Source organism: Chryseobacterium gotjawalense, from assembly GCF_030012525.1.
Taxonomy (GTDB): domain Bacteria; phylum Bacteroidota; class Bacteroidia; order Flavobacteriales; family Weeksellaceae; genus Kaistella; species Kaistella gotjawalense.
The window spans coordinates 2,253,572-2,278,370 of record NZ_CP124855.1 but is presented as its reverse complement, the minus strand read 5'-3'; the positions used below and the strand labels follow the sequence as shown (position 1 = coordinate 2,278,370).

Annotated in this window: 23 protein-coding genes and 3 tRNA genes; 8 read left to right on the top strand and 18 right to left on the bottom strand. The window is 37.9% G+C overall.

The genetic code is table 11. The annotated features are described in order from the left end of the window. Positions 1–6: 6 nt before the first annotated feature. A complete protein-coding gene (locus tag QGN23_RS10410; RefSeq protein ID WP_282904241.1) occupies positions 7–777 on the bottom strand; it encodes a rhomboid family intramembrane serine protease in 771 nt (256 codons plus the stop codon). Positions 778–927: 150 nt separating this feature from the next. On the opposite strand from QGN23_RS10410, the gene QGN23_RS10405 reads away from it, so the two are divergent. Then, positions 928–2,037, top strand: coding sequence for a DUF3078 domain-containing protein (locus QGN23_RS10405; RefSeq protein WP_282904240.1), 1,110 nt, complete (start codon positions 928–930; stop codon positions 2,035–2,037). 73 nt (positions 2,038–2,110) lie between these two features. Here the strand turns inward: QGN23_RS10405 and QGN23_RS10400 are convergent, their stop codons facing one another. The 9 genes from QGN23_RS10400 to QGN23_RS10360 form a co-directional block, all read right to left on the bottom strand. Continuing rightward, entirely contained in the window at positions 2,111–3,646 is a 1,536-nt protein-coding gene (locus tag QGN23_RS10400; protein ID WP_282904239.1) for a YifB family Mg chelatase-like AAA ATPase, read from the bottom strand. A gap of 133 nt (positions 3,647–3,779) precedes the next feature. Continuing rightward, positions 3,780–3,854, bottom strand: a tRNA-Val gene (locus QGN23_RS10395). Between the two features lie 42 nt (positions 3,855–3,896). Next, positions 3,897–3,971 (bottom strand) — tRNA-Val (locus QGN23_RS10390). A 143-nt stretch (positions 3,972–4,114) separates the two neighbouring features. After that, positions 4,115–4,189, bottom strand: a tRNA-Val gene (locus tag QGN23_RS10385). A 52-nt stretch (positions 4,190–4,241) separates the two neighbouring features. Beyond that, positions 4,242–5,480 (bottom strand): bifunctional folylpolyglutamate synthase/dihydrofolate synthase, encoded by a 1,239-nt coding sequence (locus tag QGN23_RS10380; protein WP_282904238.1) that lies wholly within the window; start codon positions 5,478–5,480, stop codon positions 4,242–4,244. 210 nt (positions 5,481–5,690) lie between these two features. Next, positions 5,691–6,581: a ferric siderophore ABC transporter substrate-binding protein gene (locus QGN23_RS10375; RefSeq protein ID WP_282904237.1), complete on the bottom strand. Its 891-nt coding sequence runs from the start codon at positions 6,579–6,581 to the stop codon at positions 5,691–5,693. A 9-nt stretch (positions 6,582–6,590) separates the two neighbouring features. Then, positions 6,591–6,989, bottom strand: a complete 399-nt coding sequence (locus QGN23_RS10370) for an ExbD/TolR family protein (protein ID WP_282904236.1) — start codon at positions 6,987–6,989, stop codon at positions 6,591–6,593. A gap of 96 nt (positions 6,990–7,085) precedes the next feature. After that, entirely contained in the window at positions 7,086–7,769 is a 684-nt protein-coding gene (locus tag QGN23_RS10365) for a MotA/TolQ/ExbB proton channel family protein (protein WP_282904235.1), read from the bottom strand. A gap of 157 nt (positions 7,770–7,926) precedes the next feature. Continuing rightward, entirely contained in the window at positions 7,927–8,385 is a 459-nt protein-coding gene (locus QGN23_RS10360) for a hypothetical protein (RefSeq protein ID WP_282904234.1), read from the bottom strand. Between the two features lie 391 nt (positions 8,386–8,776). Between QGN23_RS10360 and QGN23_RS10355 the strand changes: the two genes are divergently transcribed. The 3 genes from QGN23_RS10355 to QGN23_RS10345 all read left to right on the top strand — a co-directional run bounded on the left by QGN23_RS10355 (position 8,777) and on the right by QGN23_RS10345 (position 13,379). Next, positions 8,777–10,570, top strand: a complete 1,794-nt coding sequence (locus QGN23_RS10355; RefSeq protein ID WP_282904233.1) for a DUF885 domain-containing protein — start codon at positions 8,777–8,779, stop codon at positions 10,568–10,570. 208 nt (positions 10,571–10,778) lie between these two features. Further along, the gene (locus QGN23_RS10350) at positions 10,779–13,022 is read left to right on the top strand and encodes a PAS domain S-box protein (RefSeq protein WP_282904232.1); all 2,244 of its coding nucleotides are present in this window, start codon (positions 10,779–10,781) and stop codon (positions 13,020–13,022) included. Between the two features lie 3 nt (positions 13,023–13,025). Continuing rightward, positions 13,026–13,379, top strand: coding sequence for a response regulator (locus QGN23_RS10345; RefSeq protein ID WP_282904231.1), 354 nt, complete (start codon positions 13,026–13,028; stop codon positions 13,377–13,379). 39 nt (positions 13,380–13,418) lie between these two features. Here the strand turns inward: QGN23_RS10345 and nth are convergent, their stop codons facing one another. Next, positions 13,419–14,036: an endonuclease III gene (gene nth, locus QGN23_RS10340; protein WP_282904230.1), complete on the bottom strand. Its 618-nt coding sequence runs from the start codon at positions 14,034–14,036 to the stop codon at positions 13,419–13,421. Positions 14,037–14,068: 32 nt separating this feature from the next. Between nth and bcp the strand changes: the two genes are divergently transcribed. Beyond that, positions 14,069–14,521 carry a thioredoxin-dependent thiol peroxidase gene (gene bcp / locus QGN23_RS10335; RefSeq protein ID WP_282904229.1) on the top strand — a complete coding sequence of 151 codons (453 nt, stop codon included), beginning with the start codon at positions 14,069–14,071 and terminating at the stop codon, positions 14,519–14,521. 64 nt (positions 14,522–14,585) lie between these two features. Here bcp and QGN23_RS10330 read toward each other — a convergent pair whose 3' ends face one another. The 4 genes from QGN23_RS10330 to QGN23_RS10315 form a co-directional block, all read right to left on the bottom strand. Continuing rightward, positions 14,586–15,806 carry an aminotransferase class V-fold PLP-dependent enzyme gene (locus tag QGN23_RS10330; RefSeq protein ID WP_282904228.1) on the bottom strand — a complete coding sequence of 407 codons (1,221 nt, stop codon included), beginning with the start codon at positions 15,804–15,806 and terminating at the stop codon, positions 14,586–14,588. A gap of 248 nt (positions 15,807–16,054) precedes the next feature. Further along, positions 16,055–17,194, bottom strand: coding sequence for a serine hydrolase domain-containing protein (locus QGN23_RS10325; RefSeq protein ID WP_282904227.1), 1,140 nt, complete (start codon positions 17,192–17,194; stop codon positions 16,055–16,057). Positions 17,195–17,295: 101 nt separating this feature from the next. Continuing rightward, the gene (locus QGN23_RS10320) at positions 17,296–18,837 is read right to left on the bottom strand and encodes a glycine--tRNA ligase (protein WP_282904226.1); all 1,542 of its coding nucleotides are present in this window, start codon (positions 18,835–18,837) and stop codon (positions 17,296–17,298) included. A 104-nt stretch (positions 18,838–18,941) separates the two neighbouring features. Further along, entirely contained in the window at positions 18,942–19,436 is a 495-nt protein-coding gene (locus QGN23_RS10315; protein WP_282904225.1) for a hypothetical protein, read from the bottom strand. 93 nt (positions 19,437–19,529) lie between these two features. On the opposite strand from QGN23_RS10315, the gene QGN23_RS10310 reads away from it, so the two are divergent. Next, positions 19,530–20,540, top strand: coding sequence for a quinone-dependent dihydroorotate dehydrogenase (locus tag QGN23_RS10310; protein WP_282904224.1), 1,011 nt, complete (start codon positions 19,530–19,532; stop codon positions 20,538–20,540). 6 nt (positions 20,541–20,546) lie between these two features. On the opposite strand, the gene QGN23_RS10305 is transcribed toward QGN23_RS10310, so the two are convergent. Beyond that, on the bottom strand, positions 20,547–21,791 hold the full coding sequence (locus tag QGN23_RS10305; RefSeq protein ID WP_282904223.1) for a DUF445 domain-containing protein: 1,245 nt from the start codon (positions 21,789–21,791) through the stop codon (positions 20,547–20,549). A gap of 116 nt (positions 21,792–21,907) precedes the next feature. Between QGN23_RS10305 and msrB the strand changes: the two genes are divergently transcribed. Then, the gene (msrB, locus tag QGN23_RS10300; RefSeq protein WP_396127354.1) at positions 21,908–22,402 is read left to right on the top strand and encodes a peptide-methionine (R)-S-oxide reductase MsrB; all 495 of its coding nucleotides are present in this window, start codon (positions 21,908–21,910) and stop codon (positions 22,400–22,402) included. A gap of 24 nt (positions 22,403–22,426) precedes the next feature. Further along, the gene (locus tag QGN23_RS10295) at positions 22,427–22,609 is read left to right on the top strand and encodes a CPXCG motif-containing cysteine-rich protein (RefSeq protein WP_282904221.1); all 183 of its coding nucleotides are present in this window, start codon (positions 22,427–22,429) and stop codon (positions 22,607–22,609) included. Between the two features lie 102 nt (positions 22,610–22,711). Here QGN23_RS10295 and QGN23_RS10290 read toward each other — a convergent pair whose 3' ends face one another. Both QGN23_RS10290 and QGN23_RS10285 read right to left on the bottom strand, forming a co-directional pair. Further along, positions 22,712–24,088, bottom strand: a complete 1,377-nt coding sequence (locus QGN23_RS10290; RefSeq protein ID WP_282906391.1) for a tryptophanase — start codon at positions 24,086–24,088, stop codon at positions 22,712–22,714. Between the two features lie 86 nt (positions 24,089–24,174). Beyond that, a complete protein-coding gene (locus QGN23_RS10285; protein ID WP_282904220.1) occupies positions 24,175–24,798 on the bottom strand; it encodes a DUF502 domain-containing protein in 624 nt (207 codons plus the stop codon). Position 24,799: the final 1 nt, after the last annotated feature.

Here is a 24,799-nt window from a genome sequence, read left to right as displayed (position 1 = left end):
CAAAAATTATTCATTTTTACGGAGTTCATCTAACCGTTCCCATACATTTTCTTTCTTTTTATAAGGAAGCTCCAGAAAATCTTCAGGATGATTTTCTTTATACTCCTGCCATAGTTTGTCGTCTTTTTCACTGTAATAGTTAGGAAATTCCCAAATGTATTTCACTTTTTTTTCACCTGATTTCCGGAAAACAAATGCCATTAATATCCCAATAGCTGCACCGGATAAATGGGACTGCCAAGATACTCTGCTTGGTTCTGACAGCTGAGAAAATAATTCCTCAGGCAAAACACCCCAAATTAAACTGCCGTAATACAACGCAACGATCATCGAAACGGATAAGAATTTCATATTCCATCGGAATATGCCACTGAAAAACAAGAAAAAAGCCATTACGTAAACAATTCCACTGGCGCCGATGATGCAAACATGGTTAAATTCTCCAGTATAAATGTCGATTGGTGGCAAAAGCCAAACTAAAAACCCTGTTAAAATCCATCCAAGAAAAAATATTTGTTTTGCAATAAAAGGATAAAATTGAAATAACAGAAATATTAAAACAAAAACAGGAATGGAATTACCAAAAATATGATCAAAGTTTCCGTGAAGAAAAGGCGACAGGAAAATACCCTTCAGTCCGGAAGGATTTAGCGGAATGATGGCGCCTGAACAACCACTGAACCAACCGATATGTTGCAATAAATATCCCAGCCACATCGCCGCGACCACGATGGTTGCGTAAAGCACGGCTTTGAAGTTAAGTTGGTTTCTGAGCATGGTTTATTTTTTGACAAAACGCTGACCAAAATTATTATTAAGTAATTATGGCGAAATCTTTTATAAATGTAATTAAAATCAGACAAAAAGTACGAAATAGTATAAGAGTACGTTTTTTAAATTTATTTGTTTGTCTTAAATTTGCCCACTATGAGAAAGTTGTATACTGTTATTATGTCATTGGGTTCATTGGCCGTTTATTCCCAGAAAGATAAAAATATCCTGACTGAGATCGATTCTATTTCACAAAGCAGATGGAAAGCTACTGCGCTGAATTTGGACAGTCTGGCAAATCCGAAACTGGAAAAATTCACTCCTGTATTTAAAGATACGATTGTTATCCGTGACCGCATCACTATTACCGGTAGCGAGGACGACATTCCGGTTACCCCTTATAATATTTTGCAATTAAAAGATCCGATTAAATGGTTTTATTATGGCCAGAACAACTTAATTTTCAATCAGTCTTCTTTTTCTAACTGGAATTCTGGAGGCAATAATAATATTGGAATTATCGGAAAAATCAATTATACTTTAAGTTATAAAAACAGAAAACATTTCTTAGACAACAATATACAATTAGGCTACGGTTTTTTATCTTCCCAGGGAGAATCATCCAGAAAGACAGAGGATTACATTAACATCATGACCAATTACGGCTACGATATCGGAAAGAATTTCTACTTATCCACTGGTTTTCAGTTTCTCTCGCAATTCTCTACAGGATATAATTATGCAGTAACACCAAATCCTTCTTTCGCGGACCGGATTTCCCGATTTATGTCACCGGGCTATGTCTACGCCGGGGTCGGAATTTTGTATAATCCAAATGAAAATTTCCAGATGATTATAAGACCGGTAAATGGTAAGTTTACCTTTGTTACAGATCCTTTGCTGCAGCAAATGGGTAGATATGGTTTAGAAAGAGATGGCCAGTCGGTGAGAGCTGAAATCGGTGCTTTGGTGAATGTTGTTTACCGCTTGAAGATTTACAAAGACATTAATTTAGTGAATCAGCTAAATTTATTTAGCAATTATGCCTTTCATCCGGAGAGAGTTGATATTGCATACAATGGTTCTCTCAATTTTAAATTCAATAAATTTATCAATACCACTATAGGTTTGGATCTGCTTTATGATCATGATCAAATCAAGAAACTTCAATTAAAACAAACCTTGGGAGTTGGCTTTTCTTATAATTTTGGTTTCGAAGTTAAGGAAAAGAATAAAAAAATGATTAAGCCTTTCGTTGCGAATTAACCAAAAATTTACGATGTTGGAAATAATTTTTCATTTTAAAAATCATCCACCAATTCATTTGGAGCGGTATTTTTTATACATTCCAAAATTCACGGTCTAAACTGCGGTACTGAATTGCTTCTGAAATATGAGCGGCATTTAATGCCTCTGCCTGCTCCAAATCGGCAATTGTACGGGAAACTTTTAAAATTCTATCAAAAGCGCGTGCAGATAAATTGAGTTTTTCCATGGCTGTTTTAATAAGGAACTGAGAATCTTCATCGAGTTCGCAAAACTTCTCAATTTCCCGCGGTCCCATTTGGGCATTATAGTGAATGTCGGATTCTTTGTACCGGTTGCTTTGAATTTCGCGTGCCATTAAAACGCGCCTTCTTATTTCATCACTTTGTTCTCCTTTCCTTTTATCTGCGAGTTGCTCGAACTCTACCTTTTGCACTTCGATATGAATATCGATTCTGTCGAGCAATGGTCCGGAAAGCCTGTTCATATACCGCTGCATCTCAAATTGCGAAGAAGTATTGTTGGGATCATCCGGAAAAAAACCGCTGGGACTGGGATTCATGCTCGCCACCAGCATAAAGCTTGCCGGATAATTCACCGTGAACTTCGCACGGGAAATCGTGACTTCACGATCTTCTAGCGGTTGGCGCATCACTTCTAAAACTGTTCTTTTAAATTCCGGCATTTCATCCAGAAACAAGACACCGTTATGCGCCAACGAAATCTCGCCAGGTTGAGGATAACTGCCTCCTCCGACCAAAGCGACATCTGAAATGGTGTGATGCGGACTTCTAAAAGGGCGAACGGTCATTAACGAGGTTTCTGTTCCGATTTTGCCGGCGACAGAATGTATTTTAGTTGTTTCCAGCGCTTCCCTTAAAGTTAAAGGCGGAAGTATGGTAGGAACCCTCTTTGCCAACATCGTTTTCCCGCTTCCTGGTGGCCCGATTAAGATAATGTTGTGACCACCGGCCGCTGCCACTTCCATCGCGCGTTTTGCGGTTTCCTGACCTTTCACTTCTGAAAAGTCATTGGGAAAATGGTGGATTTTTTCCTGAAACTCTTTGCGGATATCGATCGTGGTCCGTTCCAGTGGAATCCCTTCATTAAAGAAATCTACGACTTCTTTGATATTATCAACACCATAAACTTCCAGATCGCTCACGATGGCGGCTTCGCGAATATTAAGTTTTGGCAGGATGATTCCCTTAAACCCTTCTTCTTTTGCTTTGATGGCAATCGGAAGCACTCCTTTTATAGGCAATAATCCACCATCCAAAGACAGTTCGCCCATGATGATATATCTGCTGATTTCTTCGGCGTTAATCTGTTCAGAAGCGGCAAGTATTCCCAGAGCTATACTCAAGTCATAGGCAGAACCTTCTTTCCGTAAATCGGCGGGTGCCATATTGATCGTTATTTTCTTGCCGGGAATTTTAAATCCGATATTTTTCAATGCCGCCGATATCCGGTAAGTGCTTTCCTTAATCGCATTATCCGGAAGACCGACCAGATGATAACCAACGCCGCCGGTATCTACATTAACTTCGATGGTGATTGTTTGAGCAGAAACTCCGAAAATGGCACTCCCGTAAATTTTTACTAACATACTCTGTGTTTTGAGATTAAAATTACCAAATTAATCTCAATCTTTTGAAAAAGAATTACGTTTGTAAAGTTTAAGGTTTTTACAGAAAACGATTTAAAAGCAAAAATCCCACAGATAGTGAGATTTTTTGAAGTGGGTGGTACTGGGTTCGAACCAGCGACCTCTGCGATGTCAACGCAACGCTCTAAACCAACTGAGCTAACCGCCCTTAATTAAAAATAAACCTCAGATAGTTCTGAGGTTTATTGGGTGGGCCCTGAGGGATTCGAACCCCCGACCCTCTCGGTGTAAACGAGATGCTCTGAACCAACTGAGCTAAGAGCCCGATACCATTTTTTGATTTTTCAAATTTTGGTTTTGCAAATATACACTTTTTTTCTAATCTTCAAAATGATTAATTAAACACAAAACAACTGTGCTAACTGCATTAAATAAAAAAAACCTCAGAATAAACTGAGGTTTCCTGGGTGGGCCCTGAGGGATTCGAACCCCCGACCCTCTCGGTGTAAACGAGATGCTCTGAACCAACTGAGCTAAGAGCCCAATACCATTTTTGATGTGTCAAATTTTGGTTCGGCAAATGTACAAAAAAATTCTAATCCTCCAAATTTTTTTCTAAAAATTCCCCGACCACAAAGTTGCTTCCGCCAATGAAAATCATTTCTTCTTTTTTAACTTCTTGTTTTGCAAAAAGATAAGCCTCCTGAACCGTGTTAAAAATTTTATAATTTATTTTTGATTTTTTTAATAAATCTTCATAATCCTCTGGGTGACGGCCCCGGTTGTTAGTTGGTTTTGCAAAATAGAAGATGGAATGATCCGGAAGAATCTGCAAAACTTCGTTAATATTCTTTTCAGAAACAAATCCTAAGATGATATGTTTGAATTTCTGGATCGAATTAAGCTGTTCAAAAACCTGTTCCAAGCCAGCCTGATTGTGTGCAGTATCGCAAATAATGAGAGGATCGCTAGAAAATTCAAACCAGCGGCCGATAAAGTTGGTGTTTTTGTAAACGTTTAAAAGTCCGTCTTCGGTATTTTTATCTGAAATGTTCAGTCCTAAATTTTTTACTTCTTTAATTAAAGACAATACCACCTTAATGTTTTTCTGTTGATAATTTCCTTTTAAATCAGATTTGATATTACTGCTAATCACGGTCGCATCAATGAATTGAGCTTTTTTTTCAATTGCTGTGTTTTCAATGATATTTTTCACTACTGCATTTTCAGCTCCTGAGACCACAGCAATGCCTGGTTTAATAATTCCGGCTTTTTCGAAGGCAATTTCTTCAATGGTATTTCCCAGCAGATCCTGGTGATCCAGAGCGACATTGGTAATCGCAGTGATCATCGGTCTAATGATATTGGTGGAATCTAATCTGCCGCCCAGGCCGACTTCGATAATGGCGTAATCTACTTTTCTCTGGTAAAAGTATTCAAAAGCCATAATCGTAGTGAATTCAAAAAAAGAAGGCGTGATTTCCTGGGGCAAATTTCTTAGCTTTTGAATGAACTGGTAAACGAATTCTTTATCGCAATTCTCGCCGTTAATTTTTATCCTTTCGGTAAAATCAATAAGATGTGGTGAATTGTAAATTCCGACTTTGAAGCCAGCTTCCTGCAATACCGATCCAAGCATATTGCAGGTAGAACCTTTTCCGTTGGTTCCGCCGATATGAATCATTTTCAGTTTTTCCTGTGGATTACCGAACAGGGTACAGAGTTTTGTGATATTCTCCAGTCCTGGCTTATAAGCCTTTTGACCGTCGGTTTGGTAACTCGGCATCTGCACGAACAGCCAGGCGATTGCTTCTTGGTATTGCTGATTTGTCATGGTACAAAAATCCTAAATATTATTGGTATCTGACTATTTTTGTTTTGATTCTGCGCTATATTTTGGGATGGCATCGCGACCGGTCTTAAGTGGAAATTCTTTCTTTTTACATTAGCGTCAGTGGTGACGGAAAAAGATTGGGCGTGGAAAGTGGAAAAGTCACCAATAAAATATACTTTCGACGGAGTAAAATTGCCGTCGGAATAATTTTTAAAAAGTAATACTATATACTCCTGTGGATGAGGTATTTGATTTTTCGGCTTTTACATATTGCTTAACCCAACTTACGGAAGTTGAGACCACGCAGGCATCGGAAATACCGCCGGATCGTCGTGCGGAAACCACGTTTCCGGCTTTGTCCACTGTGTAAGAAATTGTGATGCTCCCGCTTGCAGGGCAGTTGTGTGATGGCTGCGCGCCGCCACGGCCCATGGTTCCAGGAATGTAGCCTATTAATTTTCGGTCGATACCAATTTTGCTGTCGCCGTTACCATCGCCGCCAAGAGGGTCGCCCTGGTTTCCGATTCCTGTGCCGTCACCTTGCGAACCAGGTTTTGTACCTCTTCCTTTGATTAGATTTCCGATAGCTGCACTTCCTTTTCCGTCGCCGTTTCCTGTGGCAGAATTTGCCGAGGTTGTTTTGGAGCTGGAGGTTTTGGCCGCTGGTTTTGAAGATGTGGAGGCAGTAGAAGTTTTGGCGTTTTTATCAGATTTATCGGCAGTTTTTACTGCATTTTTAGCATCTGTTCCGGTGATGATTTTTTCTTTCGGAGTTTCTTTTTTGGCGGGAGAAACAACGGCAGGTTTTTCTATAATTTTTGTTTTAGATTCGGGTTCAGCGGGCTGGTCTTCAACACTGGAGTTTGCCTTCGCGGCTAGACTTCCTTCTTGGTTTGCGGGTTCTTCCACACCATTTCCGTTTCTGTTATCTCCGAAATTAATGAGCATTTGCGTCACCACTTCTTTTTTCTCCGGAATATTTTCGGTGAATTTGTAAACAAAAATAAACAGCAGAAGCAGGGACCAAATAATCGCAGTGATAATGCCGCTTTTCAGTTTGTCCTTGTTTTCTTCCCGGATATTGATGCTGTGGTCGTTCATTTTTAACGATTAATCTTCTTTGGTTGTTGCGATTGCAATATTGAATTTATGTTTTTCGGCAATTTCCATCGCAAAAACCACGTCTTTGTGATAGGAGTTTTCATCTGCCCGAATGGTGAAAGAAGGTGTTTTCGAGTTTTGTAATTTATCAACGATAATCGATTCCAATGCTTCTTTTTTTACCAAAACATCATCTACAAAATACGAGCCGTCTGCTTTGATTGTTACCGTAACCTGGCTGGGAATATTTGGATTTTCTATTTCTACTTTCGGCAGTTTTACATCAATTGCACTTTGGTTTGCAGCAGCGGAGGTCACCATAAAAAATATGAGGAGCAACAAAATAACATCCACCATTGCAGCAAGGCTGAACTCGGGATTTGCTTTATTTCTTCGTTTAAGTTTCATAAGTAGATTTCTATTATTTTAATGCTCTTATTTAATCGCCTTCTTCATCAGTATTTTATTTAAGAGAAGATTTCGATCATGCAATTTCACATTAAGTTATGATGGTTTGTTGATGATGTCTAAGAAATCGGTCGAAAGATGTTGTACTTTCAAAACAAATTTGTCAATTCTTGTTAATAATAAATTGTAAAAAAAGTTAGCTGGAATTGCTACGGCCAAACCAGTTGCCGTTTGTCCCAAAGCGGTATAAATACCTTCAGAAAGTATTTTTGGTGAAAAAGACCCTTCCGCATTCGACATGCTGAAAAACGCCATAATCAATCCGATTACCGTTCCTAATAGTCCAAGCATCGGCGCTAAACTTGGTACAGCAGCCAAAAGATTTAGATTTTTTTCGAGTTTGGAAACTTCAATTTGACCTTGACTTTCCATTGCGCTTACAATATCCGAAATGGGTCTGCCGATTCTCGTGATGCCTTTTTCCAGAATTCTTGCTTCCGGCGTGTTTTGCCTTACACAATAATCAATTGCAGCGTCCACACGTCCTTGGTTCAGCAAATCCTGGATATTATTCATCAAATTGGCATCATTTATTTTCAACATTCGGTTGATATAAAAAAGCCTTTCTAAAAATATGTAAAGTGAGAAAATACCTAACACAATTACCGTAATCATTACGATGTTGGCAAAAATATTACCATGAAACATGATCTTCCAAAAAGAAAAAACTTGTTCCTGAGTTTCGGGTGTTATGACTTGAACTGCTGCTTGTAAGAACATTGATTAAATTTTTAATTAAAATTTGAACGGCAAAAATAGTTTAATATTGTTGAAGAGCCGATCTGTAGATGATTTATTTGATAAAGTTCAAATTCTGAACCCAATTATAATGTTTGCAAAGTTTTCACAAAACATTTAAAATTTCTGAAAATAGAGATTAATCGTCAATTTCTATCTCGTCCTGCCGGAAATTACATTTTAGTTTAAACGGAATTGAAATTTCGGAATCGGTATAGAAATCGCTGATTTCTCCTTTCCAACAAAGCTCCAAATCGTCCGCTTCGTTTTTCTCAAAAGAAAGTTCGCTGTTATAAAGATAAGCGTCTTGGTCATCGAAAAGATCAACTTCGGTATAAGTTTCATCATCAGAATCCTTAATCTGAAACATTTTTCCTTCAATCTCAGCATCATCAGTAGGATAATCGAAAACACTCAGTGAAATCTGCGGAAAATTGTACTGCAAAGAATCATCATCTACATGATCCAAAGAATCGTCGGTAATGATTTCTACTTCCAAAAAATGTTGGGTATTGCTGTAAACCGCTTTGCAATAGGTATTCTGGATGTGGTATTTAAGGGTTTCATCCGGATGATAGATTTTTAAAATCCCTTTCATTTCTATAAGGAAAAATTGAGTTAAATAATTGATCGAAACTGACAGAGCAAAGATAAAAAATAGATTGATTGTGCAAAATTATTTGTTGTAAATTTCATTTTTCGATCTGCTATTGAAATCGGGGAACCCAGTCAGAGTAAATGACTTGAAATTTGCCACGGATTCACGAATTTATTTTAAATGACTTGTTATTCTGCGTTTTTTCTGAACTCATCAATTTCTATATAAATTTAAATTTCTTATTTTTAAAATAAAGGGAATGTTTTAAACAGTCTTTTTCGTGTATGCCATTTATTCACATCCTTATTTTTTTTCGATTAGTCGCAAGTTTAATTTATAACAGCAAAACTTTAAACAAAAAACTTAATTTAGCATCTTCAAAATATAAAAAATGAAAAACTTAATATACACCGCTTTTTTTGGCGCAGTTTTCCTGACGGGATTTACAGGTTGTAAGAAATCAGATTCTCCATTAACCAAAGTCACTCCAATGGAAGTTGATTCAATTGCGGCCGATTATTATGAACAATATTTAAAACTTTACCCTTTAGAAGCTACTTCCCAAGGTGATTTGCGCTATAATGACCAGCTGCCGATCAATATTGACAAAGACTTTATTTCTGGTGAAATTTCTTTTTACAATTCGGTACAGAATCAATTAAAAAAACTGGATTACAAGTCGCTGAGTGATGATGATAAAACGGTTTATGATGTACTCGACTATACATTAAAGGACAAAATCGAACGGTATGCCTATCATCCGGAATACATTCCATTTACCCAATTTGGCGGATTACCCCTTGACTTTCCATTATTAGGAAGCGGTGAAGGAAGCCAACCTTTTAAAACAGAAAAAGATTATGAAGACTGGCTAAAGAGAATGGAAAAATTCCCCGAATGGATGGACACTGCAGAAGGAAATTTCCGGGAAGGCATTAAAAACAGTTTCGTTTTACCGAAAAAACTTGTCGTGAAAATGATTCCGCAAATGAAAGCCGAAGAATTGACCAGTTCCGATTTCGATAAAAATATTTTCTTTGGTCCTGTTAAAAATTTCCCGAAAAAATTCAGCAGTGCACAAAAACAAAAACTAACTGCATTGTACAAAGACGTTATCTCAAAGAAAATAATTCCGGCCTATACCAAAATGGCAGCTTTTCTGGAAACAGAATATTTGCCTAAAGCAAGAAACACCGATGGGATAAATGCGTTGCCAAAAGGAAATGAGATCTATGCCTATTACGCCAAGAGTTGGACTACTACGACAAAAACCCCCGAGGAAATCAATAAAATTGGTTTAGAACAAGTGGCGATGCTCCGCACAGAAATGGATAAAGTGAAACAGGAAGTGGGTTTTAGCGGAACGTTGGAGGAATTCATCACTCACGTAAAATCTGATCCGAAAGCAATGCCTTACAAAACCGAAAAAGAAGTTATCACGGCATTCAACCAAATTTTAGCTAAGATTACTCCGAAATTAAAAAGTATGTTTGGTGTAACACCCGTAACGCCATTTGAAATTCGCCAAACCGAAAAGTTTAGGGAAGCTACAGCCAGCGCAGAATATATTCAGGGAACCCCAGACGGAAAACGGCCTGGAATTTTTTATATCCCAATCCCCGATCCCACAAAATTCAACGTGACTTCCGGGATGGAATCCTTATTTCTTCACGAAGCAATCCCGGGACATCATTACCAGATTTCATTACAGCAGGAAAACACCCAGCTTCCAAAATTCATGCGGTTCGGTTGGTTCGGCGCTTATGGTGAAGGTTGGGCGCATTACTGTGAAACACTGGGACCAGAATTTGGACTCTACACCGATCCTTACCAGAAAATGGGATATTTGAGCGATCAGATGTTGCGCGCTGTGCGGCTTGTAATTGATACCGGAATCCATAGCGGAACCATGAACCGCGAAGAAGCTATTAAATATTTTCTGAGCAATATATCCTATGATGAAGCAGGAGCAACCGCAGAAGTAGAGCGATATATGGCCATGCCGGGACAGGCTTTAGGCTATAAAATTGGCTCACTGAAAATCCGTGAATTGCGGGATTTATATCAGGATAAATTAGGAAGTAAATTCAGTTTAGCCAAATTTCATGACGAGGTTTTAAATCAAGGTTGTTTGCCATTGGATGTTCTTGATCGGAAAATGCAAAACTGGGCGAAAAAGCAGTAAAAAAACATTTACTAATAATTGAGATTAAATCCGTTGAACTTTTCAACGGATTTGTTTTTTTAGTTATAGTATCAGCAATTAGAACAGCGTTTTAAGTGATTTCTGAAATCGAAACAGATAGGGTTCAGTTCTATTAAGAAAGTTAGAAAATAGTTTAAAGCGATAGTAAATAAAACAGTATTTTTACCAGTTAAAAATTCAACTCTATATGAAAGCCAATTTTCCTCAAATTCCAATCTCGTTGAAAGAGAATGTTCTGGAGAATGTCCTGCAGAAAACCCCTTTTGGATTTTCACTGGTAAACGAAGATTATGTCTTCGAATTTGCCAATGATGAGTGGCTTAATATTGTTCAAAAAACGAGACAGGAAGTATTGGGAAAGAAAATGTTCGATATTTTTCCTGAAACCCAAGACCAATTGCTTTCCATCTTTGAAAAGGTAAAAGAAAACAGAGAATCGTTCTACTCCCCTGAACACAGTATCAAACTAAAGCGCGCGGGCATCGTGCAGGATGTTTTTTTTAATTTCGTTTACCAGCCCATTTATAGCGAGTGCGGTGATTTACAGTATTTTGCAATGGTCGTTATCGAAGTGACGGATTTGGTAGGGATTCGAAACCAAATAAAAGATGAGGAAGAAAGATTGCGGCTGGCAACAGAAAGTTCGCATACAGCCACCTGGGATTTAAACTTGAAAAATTCCGAAATTGTTCATTCATCTTACCTCTCACAAATTTTCGGATATGAGAATGATGATGAAATCAGTCATCTTAAATTGAGAACTCATCTTGTAGAATATGATCGAATTAATATTGTAGATAAAGCTTTTGAACGTGCTTTAAAAACTGGTAAATATCAATATGAAGCCAGAATAATCGATAAAAAAGGAAATTTAAAATGGGTTTTTACCACCGGTAAAATATTCCCGGACGAAAAAGGCCAACCGGCCAGAATGCTTGGAGTAATGCAAGATATTACCGAAAGAAAAAACAATGAAATACTGCTGCAAGAAAGCCATCATCAATTAAATACCGCTCTGGATGCCACCAAATTAGGCAAATTCGATATGGATTATGAAACGCAGAAAAAATATAATTTTTCTCCCCGGTTTTTATCGATTTTAGGATATGACGCCGACACAGAAACAATTGATTCTAAAGTTTTTGAAAGTCACATTCACCCAAAATATCTAAAAATTCGTGCCGCAGCCTTAAAGCAGGCAAAAGAAACTGGCGACCTTTTCTATCAAACAAAAATAATACTGCGGGAAGGGCAGGTAAAATGGATCGAAATATACGGCAGACTTTTAGAAAGTTATAAAGGCAGTAAACCCTATATCTCGGGCACCATGCGCGATATTACAGACCTTAAGGAGTTTGAAAGCAGCATTAAAGAGAGCGAGAAAAAATACCGTTTCCTGGCAGATGCCATTCCGCAGATTGTCTGGATTGGCGAAAGCGACGGCAGACTCACTTATTTTAACCAAGCCACCATGGATTATTCTGGCAAAAACTATAATACCTTTCTGGAAGAAGATGGCTGGCTAAGCATTGTGCATCCTGACGAAAAAGCTGAAAATTTGCGCCTTTGGATGGAAAGCGTCATCACTAAAACGCCTTTTACCTATGAGCACCGATTCCGCGGTAAAAATGATGAGTACCGATGGTTTTTGAGCAGGGCAACCCCACAGTTAGATGAACTGGGGAATGTAAAGAAATGGGTGGGAACCAGCACAGATATTGATGAAATGAAGCGGCAGGATCAGCATAAAAATGATTTCATTAAAATTGCCAATCATGAATTGAAAACGCCGGTCACCACAATAAAAGGCTACGTGCAGCTTCTCAAGAAAATGCGTGGCAATTCTGGGGATAAATTCCTGGTTAATTCCTTAAATACCATCGAAAATCAAATCAACAAGCTTAATCAGTTAATGGGTGAGCTTCTGGATATTTCCCGGATCGAATCCGGGCAGCTTCCTTTACATAAAGGCGATTTTTCACTGGTGAAACTGGTGACGGAAACCATAGAAGACATCAAGGCTGCCGACCAAAGTCATCAGATAAACTTTGAACTGAGCCATACGTCAGATGTCGAAGTATTTGCAGATAAAGACCGGATTACCCAGGTTTTAAATAATCTTCTGACCAACGCAATCAAATATTCACCTGATAAAAAGGAGGTAAATGTTAAACTTTTCATTGATGGAAGTTGTGCGGTAGTTTCTGTTGAAGACTTTGGAATCGGCATGAATGAAAAAGAATTAAGTAAAATTTTCCAGCGTTTTTACCGCGTTTCCGGTAAGGATGAAGTCACTTTCCCCGGTTTCGGAATCGGATTATTCATTGTAAAAGATATCATGGATCGCCACCAGGGAAAAATCTGGGTAGAAAGTGAAAAAAACAAAGGGAGCAAATTTTACTTCTCATTGCCTCTTTTAAAAATTAAATAAATTATGAAGATATTAATAGTTGATGACAATAAGGATATATGCCTGCTGATCGAAAACATTTTGCTCGCTGAGGGTTACGATATTCAATCATGCAGCAATCCTTCAGAATTCCAGGAAAAATTGAAAAATGCTAAACCTGAACTAATTATTACTGACATGCTCATGTCTGGTTTTGATGGCCGGACTTTAACCAAAGGGATAAAAAACAATTCCGAAACCGCAGATATAAAAGTGATGTTAATGTCTGCCCATCCCGATGCACAACAGATTCACAAAGAAATTGGCGCCGATGATTTTCTGGCCAAACCTTTTGAAATAGACGATTTGGTTGATAAAGTGGAGCGCCTTTTAAATTAAAACCGCTCCCTGAATTTTAGAAACTCACGCTGACAAAATTTATTCAAATAACATTTTCGTAATAAAATCATTTTCCTTATTTCCTCTTGCCGGTGAATATTCCCGGCCGTAGAAAATGATTTGCAGGTGCAATTTATTCCATATTTCCCTGGGGAATAATTTTTTCGCATCTTTTTCCGTTTCTACCACATTTTTTCCGGAAGTTAACTTCCACTGAATCATCAACCGGTGAATATGAGTATCAACCGGAAATGCCGGAACACCAAAAGCCTGACTCATAACCACAGAAGCGGTTTTATGGCCGACACCGGGAAGATTTTCAAGTTCTTCAAAAGTCTGCGGAACAATTCCATCATGTCTTTCGACCAGAAGTTCAGCCATTCTTTTTAAATTTTTAGCTTTCGTATTGGCTAAACCGATTTCTTTAATTAAATATTTAATTTCATCAACTTCTAATTCCATCATTTTAAAAGGATCGCCCGCAACTTCAAAAAGTTTTGGCGAGATCTGATTCACTTTTTTATCCGTTGTCTGAGCTGAAAGTGCGACTGCAACCAATAAAGTAAACGGATCATTGTGGTCGAGCGGGATGGGAACTATAGGATACAATTTCTCCAGTTCGGTCATCACGATTTCTGCTCTTTGCTTTTTCGTCATTTTAATTCTAAATTTGAACAAAATTAAACATTATGTTGAAAGTAGGCGATCAATTACCAGAATTCGAAAGTATAAATCAAGACGGTGAAACGGTAAAGTCATCTGATTTTGCCGGAAAAAAACTTGTCGTATTTTTTTACCCAAAAGCAAATACGCCGGGCTGCACCGCAGAAGCGTGTGATTTAAACGATAATTTTTCACAACTTAAAAAAGAAGGATATCAATTATTAGGCGTTTCTGCAGATCCTGTAAAAGCCCAAAAGAAATTCCATGAAAAATTTGGATTCCAATATCCTTTACTCGCCGATGAAAATAAGGAAGTCATCGAAAAGTTTGGTGTTTGGCAATTGAAGAAATTCATGGGCAGAGAATTCATGGGAATCGTCCGTACCACATTTATTTTTGATGAAAAAGGAATTTGCACACATGTCATCGAAAAGGTAAAAACCAAGGAAGCCGCAAAACAGATTCTGGAAACCGTTTAAATTAAAACAAAAACTGTCGCCACGGATGTACGAATTCTCTTTATCCGTGCATTCGTGGGAATTTTTACATCAACATTCGCTGTGCTTTTTTCACGCCTTCTGCCAAAATATCGATTTCTTCAAAAGTATTATAAACCGCGAAACTTGCACGAACCGTTCCTGCAATATTAAAAAAGTTCATAATGGGTTGCGTACAGTGATGACCGGTTCTCACAGCGATCCCAAGTTTGTCGAGAATCATTCCGACATCAGAAGCAATCCCGATTCCTTCCAGATTAAAAGAAACCACGCCGGTTCGGTTGGCTTTTTCGCCGTAAATTCTTAAACCTTCTATTTCCAATAATTTTTTCTGAGCGTAATCCAACAAAGCATTTTCGTGCGTTTGAATATGTTCATGACCAAGAGTTTCCATAAAATCAATGGCCGCGCCTAAAGCGATATTCCCGCCAACATTCGGTGTTCCGGCTTCGAATTTAAAGGGCAGATCTGCGTAAGTCGTTTCTTCAAAAGAACACGTTGCAATCATTTCGCCACCACCATGGAAAGGTTGAATTTTTCTAAGGATTTCTTCTTTTCCGTACAGAATTCCCGTTCCCATCGGCGCATACATTTTATGTCCGGAGAACACAAAAAAATCACAGTCCATTTTCTGGACATCGATTTTGAAATGCGGAACAGATTGGGCACCATCAATAACGACGATTGCGTTGGAGTTCGCTCTGGTTTTTGCAATAATTTCTTCAATAGGATTGATTACTCCCAAAGCATTTGAAACCTGGTTAAGAGAAACAATCTTCGTTCTTTCACTCAAATTTTCATCTAAAAAATCGAGTTGTAGAATCCCGTTTTGATCCATTGGAATCACTTTCAGTTTCGCACCGGTTCTTTGACACAACATTTGCCACGGAACAATATTCGAGTGGTGTTCAAGATAAGAAATAATGATCTCGTCGTCTTTCTTAATCAAATCCGTTAAAGAATATGCGATAAGGTTGATTCCTTCGGTAGTTCCTTTCATAAAAATAACTTCAAAATCATGTTTAGCATTAATGAATTTCTGAACTTTTCTTCGGGAAACTTCCATCTCTTCCGTCGCTAACTGGCTCAAAGTATGAATTCCGCGATGAACATTTGCGTTAATGGTAGAATAGTACTTTTCCCAACTTTGAATAACGGAAACCGGCTTCTGAGAAGTAGCGCCGTTATCAAGATAAACCAAAGGTTTGCCGTTAACGGTTTGAGTGAGAATAGGAAACTGACTGCGAATATTTTGAATATCGAACATGATGCTTATTTAGAATGCTTCAAATTTACGGAAATTTAATTTGAATAATTTTTATTTAGAATTTAGATTTAAAACATGAGATTAGAGATTTTAGATACCATCAAAAAAGAAAATTTCGAATTCATTCACCACAGAATATTCAGCATCTGAATTTCGAAAATCTTTGATTTTCCTGCGCCTTAAAACAAGATGATTTTCACATATTTTCTTGCGTCTTTGCGTTTAATATGTTGTCAAAAAATCACCGATCAATCAAAGTTTTTCACCACTTCATTCACATAAAACGCAACTTGTATTGGCCTTCCCTTATCATCAAAAGTTTCCCTTTTATCCATTCCCGTACGCACAATTACCATTTGTTTTTCCGGAATCACAATAATATACTGACCGTACAATCCGCGGAAATAATAATGTTTAATCGCCGCGTCATTATTGATCCAAAGTCCTGAACCATAAGCTTCACCGGATAATTTTGTCGGTGTCCGCATCTTTTCAATAAAGTCTGAATTAAGGATTTGTTTCCCATCAAATTCACCATCATTTAAAAATAACTGTCCGAGTTTTGCAAAGTCTCTCGCACTGGAATTGATGCAGCAGAACGTCTTTTCCATGCCGAAATCATCGGTATTCCAGGTTGCGTTTTGCTCCATTCCGAGCGGTTGCCACAGGTTTTCTGAAGCATACTGCGCAACGGTTTTATCGATCGATTTTCTCAGGGCAAAACCCAGAAGCTGCGTTGCACCGGATTGATATTCGAATTGTGTTCCGGGTTGATTTTTAAAGTCGCAAAGAAAAACGGCTTTTTCCAAAGACTTTCCGTAATAGGCTTTTGCGTTGGGCAGAAAAGGATTTTTATAATCTTCTTTCCAGTTCAAACCGGCTTCCATTTCAGCTAGATTAGCAAGCGTTAACGATTTCCCGAATTTTATATTATTATAATTTTGAAAAAAATTGGAGAATTTTTCATCAAAACTTTTGATCTTTTTCTGTTCGATGGCTTTACCGACAAGCATCACCGTTATTGCTTTTGCCACAGAAAAAGAATTGGTTTTTGAGTTTTGATTATAACCGTCCCAATATTCTTCGTGAACTAATTTCCCGTTTTTAATGATGAGAAAGGAAGCTGTTTTTGATTTCTTTAAATCTTCAACGAGATTTTTCGGTAAAGGCTTTTTATTGTAGAGCGAATCTTTCACCCAGGGAACTGAATTTCCTTTTGCAATCGTGTGAGACTTGAAATAAGTTCCGTCATCAATGGAAGAACCGGATTCACCGCGCAGATAAGTTTCGCGGATTCCTTTGAATAAATAATCATATCCAAAAGTGTACGCCAATGCTATCACGGCCGCCAAAAGAACCAATATTCCTTTTAAAGTTTTTTCTAACATAAAAACATGTTTAAACAAATTTAGGATAATAAATGATAATTCTGTAAAATAAAAAAGTCCCAGATTGCTCCGGAACTTTTTATTTAAAATATTTTTAAAAACTATATCTTAGAAAGCAAATTTCTGAAATTCGTTTTCTCATCAATGATTCTTCGTAAATCTGCAACAGCAACTCTTTCCTGTTTCATGGTATCTCTATCCCGCAAAGTCACGGTGTTGTCGGTTAAAGAATCGTGGTCGATTGTAATACAGAACGGTGTTCCGATTGCATCTTGTCGTCGGTACCGTTTTCCGATGCTGTCTTTATCTTCATAGATTATGTTGAAATCATATTTCAGATCATTGAAGATTTTTTCGCCATATTCGCCTAAACCGTCTTTTTTCATTAAAGGTAAGATCGCCGCTTTTACCGGAGCCAAAGCCGGAGGAAGCGAGAGAACCGTTCTTTCGGAACCGTCTTCTAAAACCTCATCTTTCAAGCAGTTCGAGAAAATCGCCAGAAACAAACGGTCTAAACCAACCGAAGTTTCTACCACATAAGGAACGTAGTTTTCATTTCTTTCAGCATCGAAATACTGTAATTTACGGCCAGAATGTTTTTCGTGAGCACTCAAATCGAAATCGGTTCGGGAGTGAATTCCTTCCAGTTCTTTAAATCCAAACGGAAATTTAAATTCAATATCTGCCGCAGCATTGGCGTAATGTGCCAGTTTTTCGTGATCGTGAAATTTATAATTTTCAGCGCCTAAACCTAAAGCCAAATGCCAGTTCAAACGTTTCTGTTTCCATTCTTCATAGAAACCGAGTTCGGTTCCCGGCGGAACAAAAAACTGCATCTCCATCTGTTCGAATTCCCTCATTCTGAAAATAAACTGTCTCGCAACGATTTCATTTCTAAAGGCTTTCCCAATTTGGGCAATTCCGAAAGGCAATTTATGACGCGATGTTTTCTGAACATTTAAAAAGTTGACGAAAATCCCCTGCGCCGTTTCCGGTCTCAAATATAAATCGGTCGCGGAATCAGCAGAAGCGCCTAATTTTGTTCCGAACATTAAGTTGAATTGCCGAACGTCCGTCCAGTTTTTAGAACCGGTATCAGGATCGGCAATTTCTAATTCTTCGATCAAAGATTTTATGTCGGCAAGATCTTCTTTTTCAAGAGATTGCGCCATTCTCGAAAGAATAGTTTTTTGTTTTTCCCGATATTCTAAAACGCGTGGATTCGTGCTTTCAAATTCATTTTTATCGAAAGCATCACCAAATCTTTTGGCCGCTTTATCAATTTCTTTTTGTGCTTTATCTTCCAGTTTTGCACAGTAATCCTCTATTAAAACATCGGCTCTGAAACGTTTTTTCGAATCTTTATTATCAATCAATGGATCGTTAAAAGCATCAACGTGGCCAGAAGCTTTCCAAATCGTGGGATGCATAAAAATCGCAGTATCAATGCCCACAATATTATCATTTAACTGCACCATCGCTTTCCACCAGTACTGTTTGATGTTGTTTTTCAGTTCCACTCCATTTTGTCCGTAATCGTAAATCGCCGAAAGACCGTCATAAATTTCACTGGAAGGGAAAATAAAACCATATTCTTTCGCGTGCGAAATCAATTTTTTGAAAACATCTTCTTGTTTTGCCATCGTTTTTAGAATTTATGCAAAAATAGGGAATTTAATACGGATTATAAATGACAAAAGAGACAGAAGTCAAATCTGTCTCTTTATCTATTTTTTAAGTAATTTTTTTAGAAATTATAACTCAGAGCTAAACCATTTCCGGCACTTTCCAATTTAAAATACGGTTGAAAAACAGTTGATTCACCATTTTCAGTTTGAATTGCTTTCTTCGCATTTTTATCCGCTGCAAGAGCGAATGGGATTCCTATCCCAATTAACCCAACTCCCGTACCAATGAGAGTCCAGGCGGTTGAATAGTCCGGCTTTACCTTGTAAGGATCGCCAAACATATTATAAACTGTTTTTGTATTTGCCTGCGCAATCATCTCAGCGATACCCAAACCGAGCGAAAATCCTCCGGTATAAGCAAAAATTTCACTGGCCGTTTTATTAGTTCGTGCTTTTTTGAAATAATCTCTTGCTTCAGCATTTTGAAAAACCTGCTCGTACTGAGAGAATTTGTATTTTGTTCCGTCTTTGACTAGTTGGTTTTTCTCCATACTTACCTGAGAAAATGCAGTTTGAAAACAAATTGATAAACTCAATAATAGAATTTTTTTCATGAAAATTTTTTTTGCTAAAATAGAAATTATTTTCATTGTGGTCAATCACTTACAATCCTTTTAATTTCATTAAATTTGTCAAACTTTTCTCCCATGTACAAATCTTTTATCCGTCCTATTCTATTCCAATTCGATCCTGAAGAAGTTCATTATTTTACCTTTTCATTATTAAAGAATTTCCCGTTTCTCACCAAAATATTTCTTCCAAAATCCATTGAGGACAAAAGACTGGAAAGAGAAGTTTTCGGTTTGAAGTTTAAAAATCCAGTTGGATTGGCTGCCGGATTTGATAAAGACGCGAAAATGTTCAACGAACTTTCCGATCTTGGATTTGGCTTTGTAGAAATCGGAACATTAACGCCGAAAGCGCAGGAGGGAAATCCCAAAAAAAGACTGTTCCGCTTGAAAGAAGATTCTGCGATCATCAACCGGATGGGCTTTAATAACGGCGGAGTAGATGCCGCGGTCCAACGTTTAAAGAAAAATAAAAACGTGCTCATCGGCGGAAATATCGGTAAAAATAAACTCACTCCGAATGAAAATGCCGTCAATGATTATATCATCTGTTTCGAAAAATTATTTCCGGTCGTCGATTATTTTGTAGTGAATGTGAGTTCACCCAATACGCCCAATCTTCGGGAGCTTCAGGATAAAGAACCTTTAACAAAACTGCTTGGAACGCTGCAGGAATTAAATTCAAAAAAGGAAAAACCAAAACCGATTCTTTTGAAAATCGCACCGGATTTAAGTGATGATCAGCTTTTAGATATTATCGATATTGTAAAAGACACGAAAATAGCCGGCGTAATTGCGACGAATACGACACTTTCCCGCGAGAATCTAGTTTCAGAAAATAAAAAAGAGACCGGTGGCCTTTCCGGAAAACCATTAACAAAACGTTCGACTGAAGTCATCAGGTTTCTCTCCGAGAAAAGTGGAAAAGCTTTTCCAATAATCGGAGTCGGTGGAATTCACTCTGCGGAAGATGCGATCGAAAAATTGGAAGCAGGCGCGAGTTTAATTCAGCTTTATACCGGATTTATTTATGAAGGCCCGGAATTGATTCATGAAATTAATCAAAAAATTTTGGAGAAAGGATTGTAATTGAATCTAAATGAAAAAATTAGCCACCGTATAAATAATCAAACCGACTAAACCGCCGACTAAAGTCCCGTTTACCCGGATAAACTGCAGATCTTTCCCAACCTCCAGTTCCAGTTTTTTACTCAGGTCTTTTCCTTCCCAGTTTCCAACGGTAGAACTGATTAATGCGCCGAACTGATGCGTGTTTTTCAAGATGTATTTGTAAGCGGTCACGCGAATCCAATGGTCAATTTTATTTTGAAAAACTTCATCGGTCTGTAGATTTTGAGAAAGCTCAGTCAGGTTTTTTCTGATGTAATTTTTCAAAGCCGAATTTTCTTCTTCTAACTCTTTTGATAAAGATTTTTTGATGGAATTCCAAATATCGGTAGAATACTGCAAGATTTTTTCATCTTTTAGAAAGTCATTTTTAACGTTTCGGAATTCTGAAACCCATTTTTCTTCCGTTTTAATTTCTTTGGAAAAAGAATAGAGTTTCTGCGTGATTTCGTGTCGTAGAGAATGATTTTGGTCGAGTTCAACTTCTTCAAAAAATTTTGAAAGCCCATTGGTGATTTTACCGGCAATATTATTATCCACAAACTTCGGGATCAAAAAATAACTCTCACTTTTCACTCGTTCTTTCACCATTTCCTGGTTATTCAGGACATATTCTTTAATTTGTTTGGAAAGATTGGTGATGAATCTTTGATGGTCTTTTTTGTCGAGAATATATTCGAGTCCGTTGCCGATGATTTCATTGATCTTTAAATCATCAGACATTTCTTTCGCCTTTTTTCCAATGAAATTGACAACTTCGGTATCGTCGAGTTTATTTAAAATATTCAAAATGATACCCGAAACTTCTTTCATTAAATTTTCCTGATTGCGCTCTTTCGAAAGCCAGTCTCCTACAAAATGTGAAATCTTGATTTTCTGAATATAAGGACGGATATTTTGGGGTGAAAGAAAATTATCAACCACGAAATTCCCCAGGTTATCGCCAATGCGTTCTTTGCTGTTTTCTATTAAATTGGTGTGCGGTATTTTGATGCCGAGCGGATAATTAAAAAGTGCGGTAACTGCAAACCAATCAGCCAAAGCACCCACCATCGCCGCTTCTGAGAACGCACGGATATAGCCGATCCAATGGGCAGGATTTTTCTTTCCCAAAATCGTCATCAGTACAAAAATAACGGCCATCAAAACGAAGAGTCCGGTGGCAAACATTTTGTACTTTCTTAATTGTATCTTTTTTTCTGTATCATTCATTGTTTCAAATGTACTAAATTTGACTCGCAAAACTTAAATTGATTCAGTTTCACAAAAAATTTGTTTTAAAATTTATGAAAATTATATTTTCGATATTAGTTTGCCTTTCGCTGCAAATGTGTTCTCAAGTTAAACAACCCGAAAAATCTACCACAATGGAAAACTCAACTACAAAAAACAATCCATACTATTCCCGGACAGACCGTACCAAACTGAACGTTCCCAATACTGAATGGAAAAAAATACTGCCGGCTGATGTATATGCTGTGGCCCGCGAAGCTGCGACCGAAAGACCAGGCACAGGAAAATATAATGTGTATGATGAAAAAGGTGACTATTACTGCGCAGTTTGCGGAAATCATCTATTTCGTTCAGATGCTAAATTTGCATCTACTTGCGGCTGGCCAAGTTTCTTCGAAGCCGATAAAGAAGGCACTGCCTACAAAAGAGATTCCACTTATGGAATGGAAAGAACTGAAGTTTTATGCAAAAGGTGCGACTCTCATTTAGGTCACGTTTTCAATGACGGCCCGGCCCCGACAGGAACGCGGTATTGCATGAATTCTGTCAGTCTGGATTTTGTGGGAGATAGTGAAAAAGCCGCAAAGTAAGAATCAATTTATTTACCACAGATCATGTTAGAACATTTTTATACTTGTCCATACTGTTGGGAGGAAATTTCTGCGCTTTTGGATCCGTCCATTCCCAATCAAACGTATATCGAAGATTGTGAAGTTTGCTGTAATCCGATAGAATTGCACGTAAGTTTTGAAAACGAGGAATTGGTCGGCTTTGATGCCGTGAATATTGAACAGTAAATTTTTATAAAAATATACGATCACTTCTGAAAAGGAATAAATCTTAGAAAGCAAAACCTCGACGAAAGCCGAGGTTTTATTTAAAGTCAAAAAAAGCAAAATCTAAGCTTTTTCTAATTCTACCGTAAAGTGTCTCAGGATCTCAGATTCCCAAACAATATCGTAGCCTTTTTTAATTTCATTTCTTCGGTCATACACGTTCTTAATAGCAACCGCAATATAATCCATATGGTTATTGGTGTAGGTTCTGCGTGGAATTGCCAGCCGAACCAACTCTAATTTTGGATAACGGTTTTCACGGGTTTCCGGATCACGGTCTGCCAGTAAAGTCCCGATTTCTACGGTCCGGATTCCAGCTTCTCTGTAAATTTCGTTCGCTAATGTTTGGGCAGGATATTCTTCTCTCGGAACATCAGGTAAAAATCCCAGAGCATCAATGAAAACAGCATGGCCGCCAATTGGCTTCTGCACAGGAATCCCAAAATCAATTAATTTATTTCCCAAATATTCTACTTGCGAAATACGGCTTTCCAGATATTCAAATTCAGTGGCTTCATTTAATCCAACAGCCAAAGCTGCCATATCTCTTCCCGCCATTCCGCCATAAGTGATGAAACCTTCGAAAATAATGGTGAAGTTAGAAGCTTTCTTAAAAATATCGGCGTCATTCAGAGCAATAAAACCACCGATGTTTACCAGGCCATCTTTTTTAGAACTCATGGTCATTCCCACTCCATAAGAAAATGCTTCTTTTGCAATTTCTTTAATGGTTCTGTTTTCCTGACCTTTCTCTCTTTTCTTAATGAAGTAGGCGTTTTCAGCAAATCTGGCTGAATCGAAATAAATTGGAATTCCATAACGGTCTGAAAGTTCTTTTACCGCTTTCATATTTTCTAAGGAAACCGGTTGTCCGCCGGAAGAATTACACGTAATTGTAATTAAACAAAATGGAATTTTTTCTTTTGGATAACTTTTATAAACGTTTTCTAATTTCTGCAAATCAATATTTCCTTTGAAAGGATGAGGATTTTCAATATCAAAAGCTTCATCGACTGTACAGTCGACAGCGTGGGCTTTTCTGATTTCAATATGCCCTTTTGTGGTGTCAAAGTGGGAGTTTCCAGGGATCATATCTCCCTCTTTTACCAAAACGGAAAACAAAACATTTTCTGCGGCTCTTCCCTGGTGTGTTGGAAGTAAATATTGATATCCTGTGATATTCTGAACGGTTTCGTGCAGTTTGTCAAAACTTCGGGAGCCCGCATAACTTTCATCGCCGGTCATCATTGCTCCCCATTGTTGGTCGCTCATTGCGCCAGTTCCGGAGTCGGTTAACAGGTCGATAAAAACCTGAGAAGATTTTAAATTAAATAAATTATAATTGGCGTTCTTTAGCCATTCTTCTCTTTCTTCTCTGGTCGATTGGCGAATTTCTTCAACCATTTTTATTCTAAAGGGTTCTGCGTAAGGAAGTCTCATAAGTTGTAAATAATTGGTAATGAGCATTTTTAAATAAAATTAATCCGTGAACAAAAGTCAGTTCATTGATTATTACTGATTACCAATCATTCCGGCGCTTTAAAAACATTATCATCAGAATGGAAACCGGCAACTCCCCCACTCACGGCAAACTTCATCGCCTGCGCGGCAGTTACATTTTCTAAAGCAACAATATTGCTTGCCAAAACGAACACTACCCAGCCAGAAACTGCGTAAGAATGCGGCAGATACACCGATACATAATTGGGAAAACCTACGGATGAAAGATCACTTTGGGTCAAAAAACCGATACGCCAAACATCAGGATTATCTGAGGTTTTGATGAGCACGGGTTGATTGAATTTCTTTTTATCGCCTACGAAAGAAGTCATCACATCTTTCAGGGAAGTGTAGATGAATTTAATTCCGGGCGTATGTTCCAGGATATAATCGAACGTATCGACGACAACACGACCGATAATGAACTTACTTCCCAGATAACCGATTAAAGTGGTCGAGAAAATAACGATCAGAAAAGTGATTCCCGGATAAAACTGTTGGGATATCGCCGGGATGATATTGTCGATACTCGAAACGATATACCAAATGATCCAAATCGTTAAGGCAAATGGTCCTATAATTAATAAACCCTGAAAAAAGGATTTTGCGAAAGTATTCAGTATTTGTTCAAATCGGTGTTTTGGTATCATG